Annotated in this window: 16 protein-coding genes; all 16 read right to left on the bottom strand. The window is 62.6% G+C overall.

All coding sequences use genetic code 11. The features are described 5' to 3' along the window. Positions 1 to 51: 51 nt before the first annotated feature. Entirely contained in the window at positions 52 to 978 is a 927-nt protein-coding gene (locus PST29_RS08345; RefSeq protein ID WP_060838135.1) for a ketoacyl-ACP synthase III, read from the bottom strand. A 231-nt stretch (positions 979 to 1,209) separates the two neighbouring features. Then, a complete protein-coding gene (pseI, locus tag PST29_RS08340; RefSeq protein ID WP_060842809.1) occupies positions 1,210 to 2,262 on the bottom strand; it encodes a pseudaminic acid synthase in 1,053 nt (350 codons plus the stop codon). Then, on the bottom strand, positions 2,255 to 3,760 hold the full coding sequence (gene pseG, locus PST29_RS08335; RefSeq protein WP_060842808.1) for a UDP-2,4-diacetamido-2,4,6-trideoxy-beta-L-altropyranose hydrolase: 1,506 nt from the start codon (positions 3,758 to 3,760) through the stop codon (positions 2,255 to 2,257). The genes pseI and pseG overlap by 8 nt, the downstream gene beginning before the upstream one ends. Beyond that, on the bottom strand, positions 3,757 to 4,464 hold the full coding sequence (gene pseF, locus PST29_RS08330) for a pseudaminic acid cytidylyltransferase (protein WP_060842807.1): 708 nt from the start codon (positions 4,462 to 4,464) through the stop codon (positions 3,757 to 3,759). Before pseF ends, pseG begins: the two co-directional genes overlap by 4 nt. Beyond that, a complete protein-coding gene (pseC, locus tag PST29_RS08325; RefSeq protein ID WP_060842806.1) occupies positions 4,461 to 5,633 on the bottom strand; it encodes a UDP-4-amino-4,6-dideoxy-N-acetyl-beta-L-altrosamine transaminase in 1,173 nt (390 codons plus the stop codon). Before pseC ends, pseF begins: the two co-directional genes overlap by 4 nt. Then, entirely contained in the window at positions 5,630 to 6,631 is a 1,002-nt protein-coding gene (pseB, locus tag PST29_RS08320) for a UDP-N-acetylglucosamine 4,6-dehydratase (inverting) (RefSeq protein WP_060842805.1), read from the bottom strand. The genes pseC and pseB overlap by 4 nt, the downstream gene beginning before the upstream one ends. 10 nt (positions 6,632 to 6,641) lie before the next feature. Then, complete coding sequence (locus PST29_RS08315; protein WP_060842804.1) at positions 6,642 to 9,578, bottom strand: TIGR00180 family glycosyltransferase; 2,937 nt, start codon at positions 9,576 to 9,578, stop codon at positions 6,642 to 6,644. A 50-nt stretch (positions 9,579 to 9,628) separates the two neighbouring features. Then, positions 9,629 to 10,366, bottom strand: coding sequence for a cephalosporin hydroxylase family protein (locus PST29_RS08310; protein ID WP_060838129.1), 738 nt, complete (start codon positions 10,364 to 10,366; stop codon positions 9,629 to 9,631). Positions 10,367 to 10,386: 20 nt separating this feature from the next. Beyond that, positions 10,387 to 11,457 carry a class I SAM-dependent methyltransferase gene (locus tag PST29_RS08305; RefSeq protein ID WP_060838128.1) on the bottom strand — a complete coding sequence of 357 codons (1,071 nt, stop codon included), beginning with the start codon at positions 11,455 to 11,457 and terminating at the stop codon, positions 10,387 to 10,389. After that, positions 11,447 to 12,304: an NAD-dependent epimerase/dehydratase family protein gene (locus PST29_RS08300; RefSeq protein WP_060845085.1), complete on the bottom strand. Its 858-nt coding sequence runs from the start codon at positions 12,302 to 12,304 to the stop codon at positions 11,447 to 11,449. The genes PST29_RS08305 and PST29_RS08300 overlap by 11 nt, the downstream gene beginning before the upstream one ends. Before the next feature lie 5 nt (positions 12,305 to 12,309). Further along, complete coding sequence (locus tag PST29_RS08295; RefSeq protein WP_060842803.1) at positions 12,310 to 13,536, bottom strand: class I SAM-dependent methyltransferase; 1,227 nt, start codon at positions 13,534 to 13,536, stop codon at positions 12,310 to 12,312. Then, on the bottom strand, positions 13,533 to 14,093 hold the full coding sequence (locus PST29_RS08290) for a dTDP-4-dehydrorhamnose 3,5-epimerase family protein (RefSeq protein ID WP_060838126.1): 561 nt from the start codon (positions 14,091 to 14,093) through the stop codon (positions 13,533 to 13,535). Before PST29_RS08290 ends, PST29_RS08295 begins: the two co-directional genes overlap by 4 nt. Beyond that, positions 14,090 to 15,172: a CDP-glucose 4,6-dehydratase gene (gene rfbG, locus PST29_RS08285; protein ID WP_060842802.1), complete on the bottom strand. Its 1,083-nt coding sequence runs from the start codon at positions 15,170 to 15,172 to the stop codon at positions 14,090 to 14,092. The genes PST29_RS08290 and rfbG overlap by 4 nt, the downstream gene beginning before the upstream one ends. After that, complete coding sequence (rfbF, locus tag PST29_RS08280) at positions 15,154 to 15,927, bottom strand: glucose-1-phosphate cytidylyltransferase (RefSeq protein ID WP_060842801.1); 774 nt, start codon at positions 15,925 to 15,927, stop codon at positions 15,154 to 15,156. The genes rfbG and rfbF overlap by 19 nt, the downstream gene beginning before the upstream one ends. A 266-nt stretch (positions 15,928 to 16,193) precedes the next feature. Continuing rightward, the gene (locus tag PST29_RS08275) at positions 16,194 to 19,766 is read right to left on the bottom strand and encodes a glycosyltransferase (protein WP_060842800.1); all 3,573 of its coding nucleotides are present in this window, start codon (positions 19,764 to 19,766) and stop codon (positions 16,194 to 16,196) included. 121 nt (positions 19,767 to 19,887) lie between these two features. Then, positions 19,888 to 21,456, bottom strand: coding sequence for a flagellar hook-associated protein 3 (locus PST29_RS08270; RefSeq protein WP_060842799.1), 1,569 nt, complete (start codon positions 21,454 to 21,456; stop codon positions 19,888 to 19,890). Positions 21,457 to 21,468: the final 12 nt, after the last annotated feature.

Raw genomic sequence — 21,468 nt, 5'->3', positions numbered from 1 at the left:
AGCGCTCAAGATTACACCTTGAGCGCTACATGTACCGCCGGGAACGGGAACTCAGGCGCGATAGATGATCGCCGAGCCCCAGGACAGGCCAACGCCAAAGCCACTCAAGGCCACGCGCTTCCAGCTGGAATCGAACATGTGTTTTTCCAGCAACAGCGGAATGCTCGAGGAAACCGTATTACCGGTTTCCACCATGTCCTTGATGAACTTGTCCGGATCGCCCTCAAAGCGCCGGGCCACGGCGTCGACAATGGCCGCACTGCCCTGGTGAATGCAAAACGCATCGATATCGTCCGGCTGCAAGCCCGACTCGGCCAGCAACTCATGCAGATGCGCCGGCACCTTGAGCAACGCGAAGTTGAACACCTGACGACCGTTCATGAAGAACACGCCATCGCTGACCTTCAGGTGCGGAGCGCCGGAACCGTCGGTGCCGAACTTGGCCTTGCCCAACTGCCAGGTCGCGCCCTCGCCCAGCCAGGTGGCAGTGGCGGCATCGCCGAACAGCATGGTGGTGTTGCGATCTTCGGGATCGACGATCTTCGAATAGGGATCGGCGGTGACCAACAGGCCGTTTTTCAGGCCCGCAGCCTCCATGAAACCCTTGATGGCATAAATACCGTAGACATACCCGGAACAGCCCAGGGAGATATCGAAAGCCGCGACGGTAGTCGGCAGGCCCAATTTGTCCTGCACGATCGCGGCGGTATGGGGCAACCCTTCCTCGTCTCCGTTCTGGGTGACCACGATCAATACGTCGATGGCTTCGCGCTTGAGCTCCGGGTTACTGGCGAACAGGGCATTGACCGCTTCGACACACAGATCGGAAGTCTCTTGCCCGGCGTCTTTGCGCGGCAGAAAAGCAGAACCGATCTTGCCCAGGATGAAGTCTTCATCCTTGGCGAATTTTGCACCTTGTGCGTAATTGTCCACGCCGGCTACAGGCACGTAGCTCGCAATGCTTTTTATGCCAATCATTACGGCTTCCCAATAATAAACAGCTCAATACCCCCGCTCAGTCACTGAGCAGGGGCTGCCGAAAGAAACACAGATACTTGCGCCGAACACAACGGCATCGGGAAGAACAAAGGGCTATCACGGGTCCTGTCACGCAGGGCTGGCGCCATCTTCCCGGGCAATACAATACAGTGAAGATGCACGTTATGACTCACAGGTCACGCCATTTTGCCGAATCAGCCACACAAAGGCCTATTCGACGAATGCCCAGTCCAGTGCGGTGCCGCGCTTGAGTGCCTGCCGCGCGCGGCGGCCGAGCAGCGCGTCGTAGTGCTTGGGAGCCAGCCCCAGCCCGGGACGGATCGCCCGCAGGTTGTCGGCGCTGAACTGCTCTCCGGCCTGCATGTCCCGGGTGACATACAACGACCGGCGGTACATCAGCGACTGTTTTTCCGCCTGGGTAGCGCCATAGCGCACCTGCCCCATGGCTTGCCAGGCACGCTCGGTCTCTACCACCAGACTGGCCAACTCCCCCGGCTCCAGGGAAAAACTGGCGTCGACCCCACCGGCCGAACGGTCCAGGGTGAAGTGTTTTTCGATCACCGTCGCTCCCAGGGCCACCGCCGCCACCGATACGCCAACCCCCATGCTGTGGTCGGACAGCCCCACTTCACAGCCGAACAGCTCCCGCAGGTGGGGAATGGTCAGCAGGTTGCTGTTGGCCGGTGATGCCGGATAGGTGCTGGTGCACTTGAGCAGCACCAGATCCCGGCAACCGGCCTGGCGCGCGGCCCGGACACTTTCGTCCAGCTCAGCGATGCTGGCCATGCCGGTGGAGATGATCAGCGGCTTGCCGGTGGCGGCGACCCGACGAATCAAGGGCAGGTCGGTGTTTTCAAAGCTGGCGATCTTGTAGGCCGGGACGTCGAGGCTCTCGAGAAAATCCACCGCGCTCTCGTCGAACGGGGTGGAAAACGCCAGCATGCCCAGCTCCCGCGCCCGGGCGAAGATCGGCGCGTGCCACTCCCAGGGCGTATGGGCACGCTGATAAAGGTCATACAGGGATGAACCGGCCCAGAGACTCTCCGGGTCCTTGATGAAGAACTCGCCCTGATCCAGATCCAGGGTCATGGTATCGGCGGTGTAGGTCTGCAATTTCAGCGCATGGGCACCGGCCCGGGCCGCGGCCTCGACGATCTGCAGGGCCACCTCCAGCGACTGATTATGGTTGCCGCTCATCTCGGCGATGATCAACGGCGCCGCACCGGCGCCTACAGAGCGCGAGCCGATCTTGAAACTAGTCATCCAGAGATTCCTTCAATACACGGGTGAATTCGCAGGGTGCCTGGCGGTAGCCGGCGCGGCGAAACAACGCCAGTGAAACCTGGTTTTCTGCCAACACACGGGCCCCCAGGCGTTGCACATCGGGCCAATGGCGCATCAGGCATGCCTCGCCCTGCTCCAGCAACGCAGCCCCCCAGCCCAGGCCCAGGCGCTCGGCAAACAGGTAGATCGACACCTCGGCCTGCACGCCTTGGCGGTCATAGCGCAGCACCCCCACCGGCCCCTCGGGCACTTGCGCAATCAGCAACAAACGCTGCGGATCCTTCAGACAAGCCTCCAGCCAGCGCAGATGGTCCGGCCACTCAAGCGTCCCGGGCTGCTGCGACCAACACCGGACAAGCTCGGCATTGCGCCCGTCGAACAGCAGGCGGGCATCATCCAGGGTCGCCGGACGCAAGCGCAGCGCGGCGGTGAACAAAGCCGCTGCCACGCGTTGCACGCCACGGCCATCCACCAGTTCACGGGCCCGCCGGGCCAGGCTCTGACGCAACCATGGATTGTCCAGCAGCAGGCTCACGGCCTGACGCACCTGCTCCACACTGACCTGCTCACAAGGCCCCAGATACAAGTGGGCACCGGTTTCGGCCAGCAAGCGCGCATTGAGCTCCTGGTTGCCGGCCACGGTGATGCACAGCGTGGGCACACCCAGCACCGCGCGCTCCCAACTGGTACCGCCCCCGGCGCCCAGGCACAGATCGGCCTCGGCCAGCAGAGCGGCAAAATTCTTCACATAGCTGTGCAGGCGCCAGTGCGGCCGCTCGGCGGCCAGGGCCTGCATGGCCTGCCAGTCCGGGTTGCCGCTGCCGGCGACGAAATCCACCTGCAACTGATGGAAATCCGCCAGCGCCAACATCGCCTTATGGGTCTGACCGGCGGCATCGAAGCCACCGAAGTTCACCAGCATCCGCCGCGGCTGGGGACGAATCGGGACCGCGGGACGTCGGAACTCTTCGCGCAGCAAGGCGAAATGCGGGCCGAACAGGGTCCGGCAGCGCTCGTCATGCAACCCGTCATAGGCCTGGGCGCTGCCGCTGAAATTCTGGTCCAGCAACAGGTCCACGGCATGCCTGCGGTTGGCCAGATCGTCGATGGCGGCGATCCTCGGCGCCCACTGCCGAGCCGCACTCTGCCATTGATGATCAAGGCCGTAATGGTCCACCAGCACCCAATCGAAGGCTGCTTGAGTGGCCAGCGCCTGCTGCAACGCGGCGATGTCCGCCTGCCAGGGCAAGGGCGTCTCGATCCCCAGTTCGGGATGCTCGTCGGCATAGCGATCCGGCAATTCGAAGGTCTGGAACCCCTCGGCCTGCAGCGCCTCCAGGCGATGCCCGGGCAGACGCCGACAGGCGAATGCCACGCTGGCGCCCTGGCGGCGCAGCTCCTGGGCCAGGGTCAGGCAGCGAGCCACATGGCCACTGCCGATGGCCGGCGAGGCGTCGGCGCGGATCAGCAGCCTCACTCCAGCTCTCCCCCGGCCTTGAGCGCGGCATACAGGTATTCAGCGCGGCGCCAGTCCTCTTCGGTATCGATGTCCTGCACCAGATGCCGGGGCAGGATCACCGGCAGGCTGCGAGGCGAGAACAGCACCTCGCCCTGCAGCCAGGCCTGGCTCCGGCCCCAATAGAACTGCGCCGCATCCTGATAGGCCGCGGGCAGATCCTGGGAGCGGCTTTGACGAAACTGCGGATACAGCGCATCGAGCGCCCCTTGCTCATCGAGGATCAACGCCCGCTGCACGGGAAAGCCGAAACCGCACACCGAAAAGGCGAATCCCTTGTCCGGGCGTCGCATCAACATCTCCAGCCCCTGACGCAGATAACGTGCCTGCAGCAAGGGCGCCGTGGCATAGATGCAACAGGCGTACTCGTATTCCCGCCCCTGTTCCCGCAACGCCTGCAAGGCATGGACAATCACCGCCGCAGTGCCAGTGAAGTCATCCGCCAGGGCCGGCGGCCGGATGAAGGGCACCTCGGCCCCACAGGCGAGCGCCAGCTCCGCGATCTCGGGGTCATCGGTACTGACCACCACCTGCCGGAACAACCCGCAGCTCAGCGCCTTGTCGATGGAGCGCGCGAGCATCGGCACGCCATCGAAGGCCTTGAGGTTCTTGCGGGCAATACGCTTACTGCCGCCTCGGGCAGGAATGATGGCAACCGCACTCACGATCCTGACGACTCCTGCAGCCAGCGTCGTACCTGCTGGACAATGAAATCCTGTTCGCTGTCACTCAACCCGGGATAAATCGGCAGGCTGATGGCTTCTGCGTAATAGCGCTCAGCCTCGGGAAAGTCCCCCCGAACAAAGCCCAGCGCCTGGTAATACGGCTGCAGGTGCACCGGAATGTAATGCAGATTGACCCCAACTCCCGACTCACGCAGCCCCTCGAAAACCTCTCGATGAGAGCACTTCAGTCCTTCGAGCTGCAATCGCACCACGTACAGATGCCAGGCCGACTGTGCATCGGCCTGGGCCTGGGGCAGTGTCAATGGCAGTCCCTGCAATAGGCGCTGATAGCGAGCAGCCAGGTACTGGCGGCGCCGCACAAAGTCATCCAGCCTGTTCAACTGGGACAAACCCAGCGCTGCCTGAAGATCGGTCATCCGATAGTTGAAGCCCAATTCCACCTGCTGGTAGTACCAGGGACCATGACTGGCCTCGCTCATCTGTGCCGGATCACGCGTCATGCCATGGCTGCGCAGGCGTCGCAGGCGTTCCGCCAGTTCCAGGCGATTGGTCAGAACCATCCCGCCCTCGGCGCTGGTAATGATCTTCACCGGATGAAAGCTGAACACGGTCATCGCGGCAAAGTCACCGCAGCCGACTGGCCGGCCCGCATAGCAGGCGCCCACCGCGTGGGAGGCATCTTCGATCACTGTGAAGGCATAGCGCTCAGCCAACTCCGCCAACCGGCGCATGTCGCAGCTCTGCCCGGAAAAAGCCACCGCCACCACCACCTTGGGCAACCGGCCACTCGCCTGGGCAGCCTGCAGCTTGTCGGCCAGGGCCTCGACATCAAGATTCCAGGTCTGCGGATCGATATCGACAAAGTCCACATCCGCGCCGCAGTAACGCCCACAGTTGGCCGAAGCCAGAAAGGTATTGGGACTGGTCCACAGCCAATCACCAGGCCCCAGACCGGCCGCCAGGCAAGCGATATGCAACGCCGCCGTGGCATTGCAGACGGCCACTCCATGGGCCGCCTCGCAGCGCGCGGCGATGGCCTGCTCAAAGGCTTCGATGGCCGGTCCCTGAGTCAGCCAGTCGGACTGCAAAACGGCCACGACGGCATCGATATCCGCCTGGTCGATACTCTGGCGACCGTAAGGAATCATGCCGAGATTCCGTCATGCAACTCGGCAATCTGCCCCACCGAGAGGAAATGCGGATTGGTATCGGAGCGGTACTCGAAATCCTCGGCGACCGAAACGCCCCGCTCCCCCACGCCATCAACGGCAAAGTCGACATTGACGCTGGTAAACCGAATGGACGGTTGAATCGTGTAGTGATCGGCAAACTCCAGGGTCATGCGCGCATCATCCAGCGGCACCATCAACTCATGGAGCTTCTCTCCGGGACGGATGCCGACCTGTTTCTGTGGCAGATGGGCAGCCATGCCCGACGCCAGATCGACAATACGAATCGAGGGAATCTTGGGCACGAAGATCTCACCGCCGTGCATGCGGGCGAAGCTGTCCAGAACAAACTGCACACCGTGATCCAGCGTGATCCAGAATCGCGTCATGCGCTCATCGGTGATCGGCAGTTCCCTGGCCCCCTCGGCAATCAGCTTGCTGAAGAATGGCACGACCGAACCACGGGAGCCGGCGACGTTGCCGTAGCGCACCACGGCAAAACGGGTTGCCTGCTCACCGGCAATATTGTTCGCCGCCACAAACAGCTTGTCCGACAGCAGTTTGGTGGCGCCGTACAGGTTGATCGGACTGGCCGCCTTGTCGGTGGACAAGGCCACGACCTTCTTCACCCCGTTGTCGATGGCTGCGGCAATGATGTTCTCGGCACCATTGACGTTGGTACGAATGCACTCGGTGGGATTGTATTCGGCGGCCGGCACCTGCTTCAGGGCTGCGGCATGGACCACATAGTCGATACCGCGCATCGCCTGGCGCAGACGCTCGGCATCACGCACATCACCCAGGAAGTAACGCATGCAGGGCGCATTGAAAGTCTGCTGCATCTCATACTGCTTAAGCTCGTCACGGGAAAACACCACCACCCGCTTGGGCTGATACTGCTCCAGCAGACGACGAATGAAATTGCGCCCGAACGAACCGGTGCCGCCGGAAATGAAAATCGATTTGCCGTTAAACATGACTGGCTCCTTATCCGAGCAACTGAGCCCAGTTCACCGCGCCAGCAACGCCCAGGGCAAAGCCCTTGCCGCTCAATGAAAGGTTCTGGTTATAGGCACTATCCTGGGCAAAGCGCGCCGCCCACTTGTCCTGCAGGGCCGCTGCGGCTTGTGAATCCTGCGCCAGGGTGCCCGGGTGCTGAATCTGCGCCTGGGGAGTCACTACGGTGAGGTAACCGGCATCGGCGACTTTCAGGCACAGGTCGACATCGGCGAAGGCTTGGTCGAAATGCTCTTCGTCCAGTCCGCCCACCGCCTCGAACAGCGCCTTGGCGATCATCAGGCAGGCACCGGATACCGCCGAGTAGTTCTTCTCCACCCACAGGCTGTTCATGTAGCCCGCGGCGTCCTTGGCCTCGCCGGCGAAGGCGGCGCCCAGGTGGCCGTCGAAGCCCAGGATCAGGCCGGCCTGAGTGGTCATGCCCCTTTCGTTCACCAGCTTGGCGCCGACAATCCCGACTTCCGGACGCTGGGCCTGGTTGAGCAGGCTCTCGATCCAGTTGGCGTTGACCACTTCGGCGTCCGTTGCCAGCAGCACCAGGTACTCGCCTCGGGCCTCAAGAGTGGCGGCGTTGTACAGGGCCGAGGAGCTCAGACGCCGCTCGCTGCGCAGTACACGAATACGATCGCCACGACGCTCCAGGCTGGCGAGCCAGCTGTCGAGTTCGGCGTTCTGGCTGTGATTCTCGGCGATCAGCACTTCGTAGCGCTGGTAGCGAGTACGCTGCAGCACGCTGACCAGGCAGCGTTGCAACTCGGCGAAGTTGTCCTGGCTCGCCAGGATGATCGACACCAGCGGACGCTCGGCGTGCTGATACTCGATCTGGTAAGTACCTGGCTGCGCCGAACTGACCTGAGCGCGATAACCCCGTGCCGCCAGGTGCCGAGTCAGTACCTGACGCTCCTCGGCGCTGGACTCATCTGTTGGCGCACGGCAGATCAGCAGTGGCTCAGCCAGATGGGCCAGGCCCGCAAGGCCGCCATCCTGGATCAGGCGCAACAACACGTCGAATTCCAATGCCTGCTTGAGATCGCTGGAGAAACCACCGATCTGCATCAAGGCTTCACGCTGCAGCAACCAGTGCCGGGCCATCAACCCGGGAGCGCACTGCAACTGGTCAAGGTTGAGCCCCGGGCGGAATACCGAGCTGAGGGTGAAATCACTCCGGCGCTGCACTTCATCCATCGCGACCGCACGGATGCCTTCGGCGCCCAGCAGCTCCAGGCTGGCCCGTAGCAGGCCGCTGGCGGTGAACTGGTCACCAGCCTCGGCCAGCAGTATCCAATCAGCGCGAGACTGGGCCAGAGCCAGATTGATCCGCTCCACATAGTTGCTCTCGGTGACCTTGACGAAGTGCAAGGTGTCCTGGGCGCGGGTGGTGGCCGGCAAGTCGCCGGTGGTCAATACCACCAGCTTGAAGGCTTTGAAATGGCTCGCCACCAGACTGTCGAAAGTGGCCTGCAGCTTGACCATGTCGGCATCGAGGTCGAGCAGCAGGATCTGCACCTGAGGACCGCCGCCATGACGCGCCAGATGCGCATTGATGGCGGTCAGTTGCGCAGGCTCCGGCGCACGAGCGTCCAGCCAGTTGAGCAGGCGACCGGACTCGGTGGCATCAAGCAGCACTCGACTGTCCGGCGCTGGTACGGAATCCAGGCGCTCGGCCCAGGCCTGCAGCTTGCGCGTCTCTTCCTGCTCGTCCGTATCGCGCATGGACTCGACCAGGCGCTTGACCACCTGGCGGTTGAACATGTTCAGGGTCAAGGCTTCCCATAGCCGACTGCGCAGGGTTCGCGCGGTGTCATTGGGGTGCACCCGCATCAGTTCCTCCTGGCGCAGCAGCACGCCTTCCAACTCCTGGAGCTGGAGCCGGCCCGCCGGCATCGCGTGCATGAGGAACTCGAACTGGGTCAGCAGATCGAACATCGGCTTGTTGTAGAACGGCATCTCGACGAACTGCTCGGCGCCGAACGAACGCACCGGCTCGGCACCTACTTCGACCCAGGCCGAACGGAAAATCATCGCGCCCTTGAGGGAACGTTTGGAAAGCAGGCAATCGGCCAAGGCCGTGAAACTGTCCAGGGCAATCTGCTTGATCTCTTGCGGATCCCGACCAGTGAAACCTGTGGGCAGCGAAGCGAGGAACTCGGCAAAGGCCTGCCGTTGCTCCACCGACCGGGCGTCCTGATACGCCAGCACGGTCAGCACATCGGTGTTGTGATCGGAGCTGCCGTAGTTGGCCTCGCGCACGGCAAAGGGAATCGGCAGGATACGCGCCTTGGCACAAGCCAGGAGGTAGAAGCTATGGCCGATTTCCTGCCACTCGAAATTGACCCCGGCCGGCAACTGGTTGTACCACTGGCGCAGCAGGTCCGTGCGGATCACTCCGTAGAACGGCGGCAGGAAGTTCTCCATGAAGCTCATGACCCGCTCACGCGGATCGTCGGAAGCATAATCCTCGACCACCCGACAATCGCGACGGTAGAAATTGGTCTCCGTCGCCCGTGCCACGTACATCATCCCGTAGCCGTGGCACAGACCGTAGTCCTGGTTCGCCTCAAGAAACTCCACCGATGCATTGAGCGCGTCATGAATCAGGAAGTCGTCATCGGCAGCGAACGCCATGTAAGGCGTGGTGACCAGATTGACACCGTAGGTCAGCTTGTCCTGCAAGCCCTGGTAGCCAAATTGCGGCAGATGCCGATAGTCGACCTCGGGATAGCGCTCGGCCAGAGACTCGTCCGCCTCCTGGGATGAATCCAGAACCAGGATCGAACAGGGGTAAGTGCTGTAGTACTGCAAGGTACGTTGCAGGAACGCCTTGCGGTTGTGGGTCATCACCACGAGGGTGAAACGTTCGCTCATCGGCGTTGCGCTATTGTTCATCACTTTGTCTTCACCCCACATAAAACCTTCCCCACCACCGGCCACACGTCCGGAACTGCAACCATTGATATTCAGCGAACCCGACGCAGGTAACCGTCCGGTGCCACGGTGATCAGCAACTTGTTCTGCATCTGATAGTCGATCTCGAAATCGCGGTTCTCTTCCAGATAGGCCCAGACCGCGGTTTTCGGGTTGTCGCCCGGACCCCACGGACGGTCCGGGAAGAACTCCGGCGGCATGTCCTCGACCACGGTGTCCATGACCACGCAGTAGCTGTCGACCGACACCAGCGGCGCATACAGGCGCAGCTCTTCGAGCACGTGCTCGTGGGTGTGGTTGGAGTCCAGGACCAGGATCACCTTCTTGCCCGCCGCCGCGGCCCGCACCTGCTCGGCAATGGCCGGATCGATGCTCGAACCTTCGATCATGCGGATGCGCTTGCTCATCGGATGCTGCTCGATGGCTTCGCGGTTGTGCGGGCGGATATCCAGGTCGATGCCCAGCACTTCGCCATGGCCCTGCAGCTCCAGCAGCGAGGCGTAGTAGATGATCGAACCGCCATGGGCGATGCCGCATTCGATCACCAGGTCCGGCTTGACCCGCCAGATGATCTCCTGCATCGCCATCATGTCCTGAGGCAGCTGGATGATCGGCCGGCCCATCCAGGAAAAGTGATAGCTGTACTTGTGCGCCGCTGACTCATTGAAAAAATCGCGGGCCAGGCCCTTGAGCTTTTCATCCTGGCCCTGGGCGCTGATCTGCGCCTGGCATTCTTGTTCAAAGGCTTGAATGACGTTGTGCTCGGTCATGTTCGGTTCTCAATGGCAAATTAGCTGAACGAAGCGCTATCGACGGCGTGATAGACGTATCGGCCGTCGGTCATGCGCTTGATTTCTTCGAGGTAGTTGGAATTCATCACGAACAGGTTGGCGCCCGCCGGCAGAGCCTCCATGGCTTCCTGGGGCGAGGACACGCGCATGCCGCTGAGCGGCAGGTAACGGCCCTGTTTGGCCGGGTTGATATCGACGACCTGATCCACTGCGACACCGGCACGCTGCAGGAACAGCGAATAGATCACGCCCTTGGAAGAGGCGCCCCAGATCCCGGCAGCGGTGTGCGGCGCCGACTGGATGATGCGCTTGGCACACTCGATGCTGGCGGTGAAATCCGCCGGCATCCGCAACGGCTGCAGCGGCGCCGGCAACGCCGACTGCAAGCTGCCCAGGTCCGCCACCACGTACAGGTACTGGCCGCCAAACAGATGCCCGGCTTCATGCACTGTGCCGAACATGCGCTGCAGGTCTTGGAGACGGAAGTAATTGACGTGCTCATAGAACACATCGAACCAGGCGCGATGCTCAAGGATCCAGTCGAAACACGGCACTTCGATGTAGATCTGCCCACCCTGGTTGGCATCGGCAATCTCCGCCAGAAAGGCCAGCGGGTCGGCAATATGCTCCAGCACATGACGCAGCACGATGGCCTCGGCCGCCAGCCCCAGGCCACGGGTGAACGGCGCCTTGATCACCTCGGGATTGGTCCCCTCATAGGCCGGGTCGATGCCGGTGATGGCATAGCCCTCGCTGCGCAGCAGCTCGAGGAAATAGCCCTTGCCGCAACCGACCTCGATCAGCTCACGCCCCTTGAAGTGGCGGGCGATGATGCCCTCCACGTCCATCAGGTGCTGCTGGAACTGCGCCGAGTGAGCCTGCTCGTTCTGATAGTCGCTGTCGTAGCTGAGCTTGTCGGCATCGAAGGCCTGATTGAAGATCAGCCCGCTCTGCAGGTCCTGCACCAGCACGATATCCGCAGACGCCGAGGCACGGGCACTCTGGGCATCGGCGAAGGTGCGGTTCTGCAGCACCGGCAAATCGGCGACCCGATACAACTCATGCGCCATGTTCGGCTCCTGTTATGTGCAGCAGGCGCTGGTTCAAGCCCCAGAACGCCATGGGTTCGTAGTCCGGGTACGGGTAATGCCCCAGGTTCAGGCGGATCGCCGCACCGCGCTGAGCGATACGCTGCTCCACCAGGGAGCGCACGGATACCGGCCGACCACTGGAGCAATTGACCACTCCGGAAAATCCGCGCTGGTCGAGCAGCGCCGCCAGGTGGCCGGCGGCGGCCTCGATGGCCAGATAGTCCCGCAGTTGTTCGCCGCCGGACATATTGAAAACCTCGTCACCGGCATCGATCGCTCGGTCCAGCGCCGCCAGCAGGCTCTTGGGGTTCTGCCCCGGGCCGTGCAGGTAGAACAGCCGTGCCCACTGCAAACTGAAGGGCAGCTGCTGCTGCAGGGCTTGCAGAAACAGGTGCAGGCTGTGCTTGGCCAAACCGTAGGGATTGCTCGGGCGCGCCTCGACCTCTTCACCCAGCGGCCCGCTCTGCATGCCGTACTCGAAGCAGGTGCCGGTGACCAGCACCTGGCTCACCCCGGCCTCGACCACGGCCTTGATAAAGCGGTAGTCGGCCATCAGGTTGTGTTCCAGATGAAACAGCGCCTGATAGTTGGGCAGCCCCGGCCAGGCCAGATGGGCCAAGGCATCGACGCCTTCCACCAAGGCCGCGACATCGAGCTGCGGGGCGTGCACGTCCAGGGCGCGAAACTCCACCGCGTCGAACCAGGGCAACTGCCGCGCGTTGTCCGCATCCCGCGCCAGCGCACGCACGCGGCATCCCCGAGCCAGCAAGGCCGCGACCAGATGCCGACCGACAAAGCCGGTGGCGCCGGTGACCAGCACCGTCATGCCCTTCACAGCAGCTTCAACTCGGGCACCGCGATCACGAAGCGCCCGCCCCATTGCCGTACCTGGGCCAATTGCTCGCTGACTTCGTCCAGCAGGTTCCACGGCAGTACCAGTACATAGTCCGGACGCTCCTGATCGATGCGCTCGGGCGCGACCACCGGGATCCGGCTGCCCGGCAGGTACTTGCCCTGCTTGTGCGGGCTGGCATCGGCAACCCAGGCCAACAGGTCGGGCTTGACCCCGGCGTAATTGAGCAAGGTATTGCCCTTGGCCGCCGCGCCATAACCCACCACGCGCTTGCCTTCGGCCTTGGCCTGGAGCAGGAAGCGCAGCAGCTCGTGCTTGATCCGCTCGGCGGCCGGCGCCAGGGTCTGGTAGTACCCGGGTGTGTTCACCCCGGCCTGCTGTTCCAGCCGCAACTGACGCGCCACGCTGTCCAGTACGTGACGGCGCTGGCCATCGACACGCTGCACGAACACCCGCAGCGAACCGCCATGGGTCGACAGGATTTCGACATCGAAGATTTCCAGGCCGTTGCGCTGGCACAAACCCTGGACCGCGGTCAGCGACAGGTAGGAATAGTGCTCGTGGTACAGGGTATCGAACTGCTGCCCGGCCATCAGGGTCAGCAGTTGGGGGAACTCGAAAGTCGCCACGCCCGTGGGCTTGAGCAAGGCGGCAAAACCACAGAGGAAGTCGTTGATGTCCGGCACATGAGCCAGCACATTGTTGGCCGCCATCAGGTCGGCGGCCCAACCCTCCGCCAGCAACTGCGCGGCGGTATCGCGGCCGAAGAACGACTCACGGATCAGCAGCCCCTTGTCCCGCGCCGCCTGGGCGGTACTGCGAGTCGGCTCGACCCCAAGGCAAGGGATGTCACGCTGGGCCACGTACTGCAACAAGTAGCCATCATTCGCCGCCACCTCCACTACCCGGCTTTGGGCATCCAGGCCGAAACGCTCGACCATCTGCGCCACGTAGTCCCGGGCATGCTGCAGCCAGGTGCTGGAAAACGAGCTGAAATAGGCGTAGTCGGCGTCGAACAGGTGGTCGGCGCGGGTGTAGTCCTCGGTCTGCACCAGCCAGCATTGCTGGCACACCTGGACCTTGAGCGGCACCCATTGCTCGGCCTGATCCAACTGCCCGGCACGCAGATAGGCATTGGACGGCGGCGAGGTGCCCAGGTCGATCAGAGGCAGGCTCAGGCATGCGCCACAACCGCGGCAATTCATAGACTCACTCCAGCGAAAGCGGCATCGAGCAAGGGGTGGCTGGCATCCCGGGTCGACAGATTATTGACAGGCAGCGGCCAGTTGATCGCCAGGCGCGGGTCCAGCACCGACAACCCGGCCTCGTGCTCCGGGGCGTAGTCGGCGCTGTGCAGATAGAGCAGTTCGGCATCCTCGCTCAGGGTCTGGAAACCATGGGCGAAGCCTGCCGGCAACAACAGGCTGCGGCCGTCGCCGCCGCGCAGGTGCTCGGCATGCCAATGCAGAAAGGTCGGCGACTCGGGGCGCAGGTCCACTGCCACGTCCCAGACCTCGCCGCGCAGGCAAGTGATGAGCTTGGCTTCGGGTCGGGCCGCGGTCTGGTAGTGCAGACCGCGCACGCTGCCGCGCTCGCGGGTGCAGGAATGGTTGATCTGACGGATATGGAAAGGCTGGCCAAAGGCACTCAGGCTGCCCTCGCAGAACAATCGGGAAAAATGTCCGCGCTGATCCTCGAAACGTTTGTGGCGCACCTCAAACAACCCGGCCAAGGGCAGCGCCAGCACCTGGAACTCGCTCACAGCGCCCCCCGATACAGGTTCAACTGCCCGAGGGTCACGGCGCGCATGTCCGCTCCGCTTTTCCAGGCCAGGTGCCAGTCCAGGGTTTGCACCAGGCATTGCTCCAGGGTCCAGCGGGGCATCCAGCCCAGCAACTGGCGGGCGCGACTGCTGTCCAGGCGCAACAGACCGGCTTCGTGCAACTCGCTGGGTTCGATCCGCAGCCCCGGGGCTTCGGGCCAGTGCCGGGCCAGCAACTCCACCACCTCACCGACGCTGCACATGTCTTGCTCGCCGGGACCGAAGTTCCAGGCCCCCGCGTATTGCGGACCTTGCTCATACAAACCAGCCGCCAGCTGCAGGTAGCCGGCCAACGGCTCCAGGGCGTGCTGCCAGGGGCGCACCGCCTGGGGGAAGCGCAGGGTTACAGGTTCATCGGCGGACCAGGCCCTGAGCACATCGGGAATCAGCCGCTCGGGCGCGAAGTCGCCCCCGCCCAGCACATTGCCGGCGCGGGCCGTGGCCAGGGCCAGGCCGTGCTCGGCGTAACGCTCGGCGGCAAAGAACGAGGAGGCATAGGACTGGGCCAGCAGCTCGCAACAGGCCTTGCTGCTGCTGTAGGGATCATGACCGCCCAGGGGTTCGTTTTCCCGGTAGGGCCACAGCCATTCCTGATTGGCGTAGACCTTGTCGGTGGTCACCAGGACGCAGGCGCGCACCCCACCGACCTGACGGATCGCTTCCAACAGGTTGAGGGTGCCCATGACGTTGCTTGAGTAGGTCCCCAGCGGATCACGGTAAGCCTCGCGCACCAGGGGCTGGGCCGCCAGGTGCAGGACGATTTCCGGCTCGACCTGGGCGATCAGCTCCAGCAGGCTGCCCAGGTCCCGCAGGTCGCCACGATGATCGTCGATCCCCTCGGCCACCCGGGCCAGCTCGAACAGGCTCGGCTCGGTCCCCGGATCCAGGGCGAAACCGCTGACCTCTGCGCCCAGGCTTTGCAGCCACAGGCTCAGCCAACTGCCCTTGAAGCCGGTATGGCCGGTCAGCAGGACCCGCTTGCCGCGCCAGAACTCCGGACTCAGTCCCACTGCTTCCACGGGGCCTCCCCGCTTTGCCAGAGCTGTTCCAGATGGTTCTTGTCGCGCAGGGTGTCCATTGGCTGCCAGAAGCCAGCGTGCTCGAATGCACGCAACTGCTGGTTCCTGGCCAGTTGCATCAGTGGCTCGGCCTCCCAGGTGGTGCTGTCGCCATCGATGTAGGACAGCACCTGGGGCGACAACACGAAGAACCCGCCATTGATCCAGCCGCCGTCGCCACGGGGTTTTTCAGTGAACCCCAGGACCCGGTCGCCATCACGTTCCAGTGCGCCATAGCGGCCTGGCGGCTGTACCGCGGTCACGGTGGCCAGCTTGCCGTGGGCCTGGTGAAAATCCACCAGGGCGCCGATGTTCAGGTCCGACACACCATCGCCGTAGGTAAAGCAGAACGCCTCTTCATCCTGCAGGTAGCGCCCGGCACGGCGCAGACGACCGCCGGTCATGGTTTCCTCGCCGGTGTCGATCAGCGTCACGCTCCAGGGCTCGCTGTAGTTCTGATGCACGTCCATGCGATTGTTGCGCATGTCGAAGGTCACATCCGAGGTGTGCAGGAAGTAGTTGGCAAAGAAGTCCTTGATCGCGTAGCCCTTGTAGCCCAGGCAAATCACGAAGTCATGAATCCCGTGGGCGGAATACTGCTTCATGATGTGCCAAAGAATTGGCTTGCCACCGATCTCGATCATGGGCTTGGGCTTGAGGTGGGACTCTTCGCTGATTCGCGTTCCCAGTCCACCAGCCAGAATTACGGCCTTCATCGCTGTCCTCTTGCTCTTCGTGGGCTGTATCAGCCCTCCTGAGACCTGGCTGAGCACCAGCCGCAGATCATTCATTCGCAGCCAGATCCCTTGCACAGCGTCGCTGCGAAGGTTTTATGGCGATATGCGAGGGACTTGCAGGAAGTGCGCCAATTGCGCAGGCGACGCCTTGGGACGCGCTAAAAGAAAGCCCCTGGCCGTTATCTGCGACAGGGGCTTGGCAGAGCAGCCGGTCACCGTACGGAACGTCCCGGCCAGCGATGGAATCAGTCCGGCAACCAACCCCACAACCAGTGCTGCAGGTTGTCGCTGCGCAGCATGAAGTCGCGATGCACCGCCTCACGCAACTCATCACCCATGCGATAGCTGGCTGCCGGATCGGCCAGGTGCATGCGGATCGCCTGCAACCACTCCTCGGTGCTATTGCTGCGGACCCGGGTACAAGGCAGGAAGCCACGATAAGCCTCAGTATCGGTGCAGATCACCGGATAACCGCAGGCCCCGTACTCCAGCAACCGAAGGTTGCTCTTGCAGTCGTTGAAGATATGGAACTCCAGGGGAGCCAGAGCCAGATCGAGGTTCAAGCTGGCCAGCTTGAAGGGATAGCCTTGCAGGCCAATCGCCGGATGGTACTCATGCACGTAGGGGCGCAACGCGTCCGGACACATGCCGAAGAACACCCACTCCACTTCATTGGCCAACTCGCGCACCACCTCGGCGATGATCTCCAGATCACCGGTGTGACTGGTCCCCCCTCCCCAACCGATACGCGGCTTGCTGGACGTGCCCCGCCGACTGGTGAGCGTCGCCCAAGGATCGGGCGAGAGCATATTGGGCACGACGCGGATGTCGCTGTGCATGCTCGACAGCGCATCAGCCAGTGGCTGGGTGGTGACCACCAAGCGATCGCACAGGGCGATCCCCTCGCGGAGCAATTGCTCGGTATTCTCCGGCTTGTTCCGCGCGTGGATATTCTTCTTCGGCGCACTGACGATGTAGTCATCGATCTCGAAAATGCGCAGTGCACTGGAGTACTTTTTCATCCGCAGAATATCGTCGGCCGCGCCTTCGCTGTACCGGCACTGAAGCACGATGGTATCGGGAGACAGACGCTCGATTTCCACCATCGTCGGCGACTCGTAGGCCACCCGCCCCATAACCCGTCCTGCCTCCTCCAGCGCATTCAGGGGCGCGGTGACCCGATAGTGACCGACCGCGCTGGTATTGACCGGCAAGCCCAATACCAGCGGCAAGGCACGACTGCAAAATGGATCCCAGTGGTTGCGCAAGGTCGGCTCGAGACTGAAGCTGGAGAAGCCCAGGCTCAGAGCCGGGTTGTATGCGGGGTCACGAGCGATCCTGGGCAGCCACTGAAGATAGAAGCTCTCGCACTCTGCCTCCCGCTCTGGACGCTGCTCGATTGCCTCCGGCTGCTGCTCGGCTGCACCCAGCATCAAGGTGGCATAGAGCGTCCAGACCACCAGATAGCCGTCACGATCGACCCGCAGGCACAGGTCCGCCGCACTGAGCTCGCCACTGACGTATTGCTCATCCAGGCCGCCGAGGGCGCAGAACACGTCCTTGCGCACCATCAGGCAGTCGCCACTGACTGAGCTCCAGTTTTGCACCACTTGCAGCCGCTGCATGTACCCGCGCACACCCAGCATCTCGCCGACATAAGGCGAACCCACGGGACCAGCCAAGCCCAGCACCTGCCCGGCATGCAGGATAGAACCGTCCATGTCCAGTATCCGCGCACCGACCACGCCGACTTCCGGGCGCTGAGCCTGGTTGAGCAGCTCATCCAGCCAATCGCCGGTACAGATCCGTGCTCTGGGGCTCAGCAGCAACAGGTACTCACCACGAGTCTGTTGCGCAACAGCGTTGACCAGCATCGCCTGGTTGTCCGGGCCCTCGTAGGGCAGCACCCGCAACATGCCGCCGCCCAACTGCGCCATGGCCGCCAGCCAGCCCGCCATGGCCGGATCGCGACTGCCGGCATCCACCAGCAACAGCTCGTAACGGTTGTAGGCGGTCTGCTCGATCAGGCCTTCGACACAGCGCTGCAGAGCCGACAGCGAATCACCGCAACTGACGATGATCGACACCAACGGCCGCGCCTGATGCAGATAATCGATGCGGTTGAGCAAGGGCAAGTCGTCATGCCGGATCCGGTGCTCAACGCCAATACGCCGCAGATGCGCAGCCACCAGCCCCTCACTGGCCTCGATCACCTGCGGCTGTGACAACCACTGAGCAAATGTAAATTCCGACTCCAGCTGGACATCGGCAATATGTTCGATGGTCTGCGGGCCTGCGCCTTCCACCAGTCGCCATAGCAAGTCTTGAGGCGCCAGTTCGCCATGGGCAGAATCGAAGCCGCCCTCGGCCATGAAACGCTCGCGGGAAAAAGCCAGGGCCCGGCCGACATAGGGATAAGAGCGCATCAGGTCGAGGTTGAAGTCGGGTTTGAAGACCGGCTCAACGGACTCTCCCTCCAGCAGCGCACCTTCATCGCTATAGGCACAGAGCATGCCCGGGGTGTTGGCGATGCGTTCGGCCAGCACCAGCAAAGCCGAGTCACGCAGACGGTCACCGGCCCGCACCAGATAGAACCAGTCGCAGCTCTCCAGTTGCGGCACCCACTCATTGAGCTGCCCGACCCAATCGGCACGCAGGGGTTGCTGCAGTACCCGCTCGCCGATCTCACATTCGGCATCGGACAGCACCACCACCGCCTGAGGCGCGTAGCGCTGCCCGGCCAGACTGTCCAGGGTCCGCTGGAGCGCTGCGCTATCGGCCTCGAAGTCGATAACCACGGGCACGATCTGCACCCGCCGCGGCCAACTGTCGATACGCTGCGCCATCAGCCGCTGTTCCGTCGCCGAGAACTTGCGCGCAGCCAGCCACTCTCGATAGAACTCCTCGTAGCTCTGACTCTCGCCACCGACCCGACCGTTTACCACGGTATTGCGATTGCCCAGTATCCGCACCACGAACAGTTCCTGCCACGGACGCGGCTGCTCATGGGCCTGGGACAGCTTCACAGTACGCACCCAACCTGAAGCCGGCGCGGGCTCACCACTGCGGACCGCCAGCATCTGCGCCAGCCATTGCCACTCGGCAGTGGCGAACTTGAGCATTTCCGGCGTGCCACTGAGACGTCCTGGGTAGAGTCGCTCACAACTCAAGACACTGGTCAGCGCGACCACATTGCCGCGACGCATCAGGCAGATAAACAAGGCCAGGTCGAGCAAGGCGAGAAATCCGGCGCCCTCCTGAATCAATGCAGGCAACAACTCGAGCACATCAGCGCGACGCATCAGAGCAGCACTGAAATTGCCCACGAAGTTTTTCGGCATGGTTTCAAAAACCGCCAACAGGTCATCACCCTTGAGCAACGTATCGCCCCGGGTAAAGCGACAGTTGTCGATACGCGACGGCAAGATGAAGTTGCCCGCGTCACTGAACACCCTTAACGCGAACACCAGGCTGACATCGGGATTGTCGAGCAATGCCGGTGCCTGCTCGGCGATGCTCGGCGCAAACAAGCGATCATCATCACACAACACCTTGATCAGCTCGCCACGCGCCTCTTCAACACAGCGCAGGACGTTCTTCTGCAGGCCCAGGCGCTGCGGGTTGCGCAGATAGCGCACAGGATGTGCAGGCTCGGCAATGGCTTCGACGATACGCTGGATCTGATCGTCGGCACTGTCGTCGCAAATGACGATTTCCAGGGGCTGGTAAGTCTGCGCCAGGGCACTGTCCAGAGCCTGACTGAAGAAACGCGGGTTGAAGGCGGGGATGACGATGCTGACTAGAGGGGCTTGGTTCACGGTTGCAAACTCTCGAGCGGCGAGCCCCGGCCAGAAAGACCGGGGCTGCAGGACCGCTTAAAAAAGACGGCTGACGGCTCGACGATCACGGCGTTCGAGGCGGAGCTCGAACGCCCTGTACTCAGACCTTGTTGAACAGGCCGAGCTGAGTGATCTTGCTGAAGGCCAACTGCGAGGCCTGCAACATGGTCTGCTGCAGGGTCAGACGGGTCATGACTTCGGCCGGATCGGAATCACTGATGGCCGAACGCGTGGTGACGTTGGCAGCCGCCAGACTTTCGTTGATTTCGTTCTGGGTGTCCAACGCCGAACCACGACCACCGATGGAGCTGATGCCGATGGACAACTGATCGACACCACTGGCCAGGTTGGCCATGCCCGAGGCGAGGTCGGCCAACTGCTTCTGGGTCGCCAGGAGGTTACCGTCGGTGGGTGTGTTCAAGGCGTTTTTCAACTGACTCACGGTGTCCAGGATGTTCTGGGTTTCGTGATTGTTGACCGCCACGCTGAACTGATCGTTGGCGGCCGGCGACGGAGCGCCCGTCAGGGTGAAGCTGACGCCTGCCGCAGTGGCAATATTGCCCGGACCGACCACCCCTGAAGACACTGGCTTGCTGTCGGCCGTCAGCGGTGCGGCATACAGGTCGAAGTTGGTGGCGCTGGTGAACTTGAGCACCGCGTTACCGCTCGGGAACGTCGAGTTGTAGGCCACCGGGTCCGTCACGCTGGTGGCTGAAACCTGAGTCATGCTCGGGTTGCCCGGAGAACGCGCAACGTTGAAGGTGTCCGGCTTCGACGCCAGGGTGAAGCTGTGGCCCGGCAGCACCGTGTTGGCGACATCGCCGGACTTGAGATTGACGTTCAGGTTCAGATCGATACCCCGGAAACTCACCGTCTGATTCGGCGAAGTACCGACCACGCCACCCTTGCTGGCTTCGGCGGTCACATCGTTGCCGCTGCCATCGAGGATCTGCAACTGGGTACCGCTGACGAACGACACGGTATAAGGCTCGCCAGCGCGGAACTGGCTGTTGTAGGCGCCACTGTTGCTCATCTGGCCATTGGACAGGGAAACCCGTCCATCATCCACCGCCGGCGAGGTCATGGTGACCTGGCTACGACTGGTGTTGAGCGCCTGCTGGAACACATCCCAACCGGTGCTGTTGGCGGCCATCATCATGGTGTCGCCCACCGGCAACTTCAGGCTGCTCTGGTCACCGTTGTAGCTGTAGGTGCCATCGGAGTTGCGGCTGAACGGCGGAACGTCGTCCTTGGAACCACCGAACAGGTACTTGCCGTTTTCGTCCTGCGAGTTCATCAGGCTCAGCAACTGCTCTTCGATCTGACCCAGCTCGGAAGCATTGGCCTGGCGGTCGGCATCGGTGTAACCGGCGCTGCCCGCGCCGACGGCCAGTTGCTTGGCGCGGTCCAGGACGTTGTTGATGCTGGTCATCACCGACTCGGCCTGGCCCAGGGAAGCCTTGATCGAGTTGCTGTTGGCTTTGTACTGATCAAGCAGGGAAGCCTGCTGACCCAATTGCAGCAGACGGGCAGCGCCCACCGGATCGTCGGCGGCGGTCTTGACCCGGACCAGGCTGCTGGACTCTTCGCCGCTCTTGACCGCGTTGGCGAAGTTCTTCTGATAGTTGGCAGCCGAAGTCTCGTAATACTGGGCGGTGGAAATGCGCATGGGCTACGACTC

Source organism: Pseudomonas sp. St29 (assembly GCF_001547915.1).
GTDB lineage: Bacteria > Pseudomonadota > Gammaproteobacteria > Pseudomonadales > Pseudomonadaceae > Aquipseudomonas.
Note: the sequence above shows the minus strand (reverse complement) of the source record. Positions and strands in the feature narration are given on the sequence as shown.